The organism is Microbacterium sp. HMWF026 (genome assembly GCF_003061325.1).
Classification (GTDB): Bacteria; Actinomycetota; Actinomycetes; order Actinomycetales; family Microbacteriaceae; genus Microbacterium; species Microbacterium testaceum_E.
The window spans coordinates 3,020-6,149 of record NZ_QAJB01000314.1; the positions used below are offsets into that span (position 1 = coordinate 3,020).

General features: G+C 71.0%; 3 protein-coding genes. 2 read left to right on the plus strand and 1 reads right to left on the minus strand.

Translation table 11 applies throughout. From position 1 onward, the window contains the following. Positions 1-1,469: choice-of-anchor I family protein (locus tag DBR36_RS18415; protein WP_258222769.1), on the minus strand; the 1,469-nt coding region annotated here is incomplete at its 3' end. A gap of 225 nt (positions 1,470-1,694) precedes the next feature. Here DBR36_RS18415 and DBR36_RS12055 point away from each other — a divergent pair. Together DBR36_RS12055 and DBR36_RS12060 are read left to right on the plus strand one after the other, a co-directional pair. After that, positions 1,695-2,414 carry a VIT family protein gene (locus tag DBR36_RS12055; RefSeq protein ID WP_108319708.1) on the plus strand — a complete coding sequence of 240 codons (720 nt, stop codon included), beginning with the start codon at positions 1,695-1,697 and terminating at the stop codon, positions 2,412-2,414. Positions 2,415-2,493: 79 nt separating this feature from the next. After that, positions 2,494-3,130 (plus strand): acyl-CoA dehydrogenase family protein (locus tag DBR36_RS12060; protein ID WP_181373578.1); only part of this gene is annotated, 637 nt, incomplete at its 3' end.

The window sequence follows — 3,130 nt, forward strand, 5'->3', positions numbered from 1 at the left end:
CCCGCGCGCTCGAGGCCGATGAAGGCGTAGGGGCGTCCGTCGACGACGCCGACCGTGACGTTCTCGGGCTCGGGGCCCTTGTCGTCGCTGCGGTCGTCAACGGTGTTGTTGTCGTTCGAGACGTTGAACAGCTGCGGAGCGACCTCTTTCAGCTTCTGTTCGAACTGGTCGCCCGAGTCGAAGACGAGCGTGCCCTTGGTGTCCCAGATCGAGAACGAGCGGCCGCCGTAGGCGTACAGCTCGCTGTAGCAGCCGTCGGCGGTCTTGCCGAGGTCGGTGACGACCTTGAGGCGGCCCAGGTCGGCATCCGCCGAGTGGCCCGCGAGGGGCGAGGTGGCGCAGACGGCGCCCAGACCGTTCTTGCCCAGGTCCTTGATGCGGGCCTCGTCGATGAACGTGCCCCACTCGCGGCCGTCGCCCTCGTTCGCGGTGACGAGGTAGGTGCTCGCCTTGCCGTTGACGGTGGCCGCGTACGACGCGATCCCGTCCGGCATGTACAGGCCCTTCAGGCCCGGCACCGTGCGGATGTCGATCTTGCCGTCCTTGTCGCTGGTGTCGAGTCCGTTGCCGGTGACGCCGAAGTCCTTGTAACCGAGGGGCAGGATGCCGGTGACCTCGGCCTTGGCGAGGTCGACCGTGGCGACGGCGTTCGCCTCTTGCAGCGTGACGTAGGCGACCGTGCCGTCGGTGGTGATGTACTCGGGCTCGAGGTTGCGCGAGACGCGGTTGGCCGACAGCGGGGTCGAGCCCTGATCGGGGGCGGCCACGTCGGGACCGAAGACGCGCACCTTGGGGTCGAGCGTCTTGGTGCCGCCCTGCTCGAAGGCGCGGAAGCCGGCGGTCTTGACGGCGCTCTGCGCCGGGGCGGTGAGCGCCGTCGTCAGCGCGATGACGCTGACCGTGCCCTCGGGGTCGCTCGAGAAGTCGTTCGCGGGCTCGCCCTCGTTGGCGACGACGGCGTACGAGCCGTCCTTCGAGAAGGTCACCATGTCGGGCAGCGCGCCGACGGTGACCTGGCCGAGCGTGGCGGCCGACGCGTCGTCCTTATTCGCGTCGAAGAAGACGAGGTGACCGGCAGCGGTCTTGTCCTTCGCCTCGAAGGCCACGACGCCGAGGCCGTCGTCGCGCACGGCGACGGAGTTGGCGACGCCGTCCGAGGCGATGTCGAAGAGCTTGACGGGCTTCTTCGGGTCGCGGTTGTCGAGCACCGAGACGCTGCCGGCCTGCGCGTTGACGACGAAGAGTCGATCGCGGTAGGCCTGGACGATCTCGGCGGCGGACTGCTTGTAAACGCCGGTGTCGTACGAGCCGACGGGGGTGACGCTGAGCGCCGCGCCGGGGGCGCTGTTCGAGACGGGTGCGCTGACGATGGCGGCGGATGCCGCCGTCGTGCTCGACAGGGCGAGCGCGCACACGGCCGCGGTCGTCGCGGTGAACGCGACGGCGCGGCGCAAGAGGGTCGAAGGCATGGCTGTGTCCTCGGGTGCCGGGGGACGAAGCGCGCGCGACGGGCCGCGCGCGCGTCGGTCGCCGCGGAGGCGGCGAACCCGGTGATCCTCTCCCGCTCCGGTGACATCCGTGTGAACGGCGGGAGAACGCGGTCGCGTCGGAGCGGCGGGATGCCATCGGTCCCGCCGCGAGGACGGCATCCGCAAGGTCGTCCCGGTGTCGGCGTCCGGGTCTACCCTGGCGCCATGACGACAGCGAACGGTGCGCACGCCGACGAACCCCACCGCCAGGGACTCTCTCAGCGCCTCAACTGGCTGCGCGCGGGCGTGCTCGGCGCCAACGACGGCATCGTGTCGACCGCGGCGGTCGTGGTCGGTGTCGCGGGCGCGACCGGCGAGACGGGTCCGGTGCTCATCGCGGGCCTCGCGGCGCTCGTCGGTGGGGCGATCTCGATGGCGCTGGGCGAGTACGTGTCGGTGTCGAGCCAGCGCGACAGCGAGCACGCGCTCATCCAGAAGGAGCGGCGCGAGCTCGCCGAGGATCCCGAGGCCGAGCTCGCCGAGCTGGTGGGCATGTACGAGGCGCAGGGGCTGTCGCGCGACACGGCGACGCGCGTGGCGACCGAGTTGACGGCATCCGATGCCCTCAAGGCCCATCTGGCGGTCGAGCTCAACATCGACGCCGACGACGTGGTCAGCCCGTGGGCGGCGGCACTCGCCTCGGCCGTGGCTTTCACGATCGGTGCGCTGCTGCCGCTGGCGACGATCCTGCTGACCCCGGTCGAGATCCGCGTGCCGTTGACCTTCGTCGCGGTGCTCATCGCCCTCGCCGTCACCGGGTACGTCGCGGCGTACATCGGCGGTGCGCGGCGCGGGCGGGCCGTGCTGCGCACGGTGATCGGCGGGGCGCTCGCACTCGCCGCGACCTACGCCGTCGGCGCGCTCTTCGGCGTCTCGGCGGGTTGATCGGCCCCTCTATCATTTAGTAGGACGTCCAGGTAATCTGAGCAGGCGACGACGCCGTCGCCTCACGAAGGAGAGCCGCATGGACACCACCCCTGCTCCCGCGCTCGACGCTCCGCCGGCCAGCACCCTGTCCGCCGACGAACGCGCCGCCATCCTCGACGCCGTCCGCGATTTCGCGGCGGCCGAATTCGCTCCGCACACCCTCGAGTGGGATGCCCGCAAGCACTTCCCCCGCGACGTCCTGCGCCGCGCGGGCGAGCTGGGTCTCGGCGGCGTCTACGTCAACGACGACGTGGGCGGCGCCGGGTTGACGCGCGCGGACGCGGTGGCGATCTTCGAGGAGCTCGCCTACGGCGACCCCACCGTGACGGCGTACATCACGATCCACAACATGGTCGCGTGGATGATCGACACCTACGGGACCGAGGCGCAACGCCACCGCTGGCTGCCCGGTCTGGTCGCGATGGACGACCTGGGCGCGTACTGCCTCACCGAGCCGGGCGCCGGCTCGGACGCGGCGGCCATCGCCACCTCGGCCATCCGCCACGGCGACACCTACGTGCTCACGGGGGTCAAGCAGTTCATCTCGGGCGCGGGCGAGGCGTCCGTCTACGTCGTCATGGCCCGCACCGGAGAGCCGGGGGCGCGCGGGATCAGCGCGTTCCTCGTCCCCGCCGACGCCGAGGGCCTGTCGTTCGGCCCGAACGAGAAGAAGA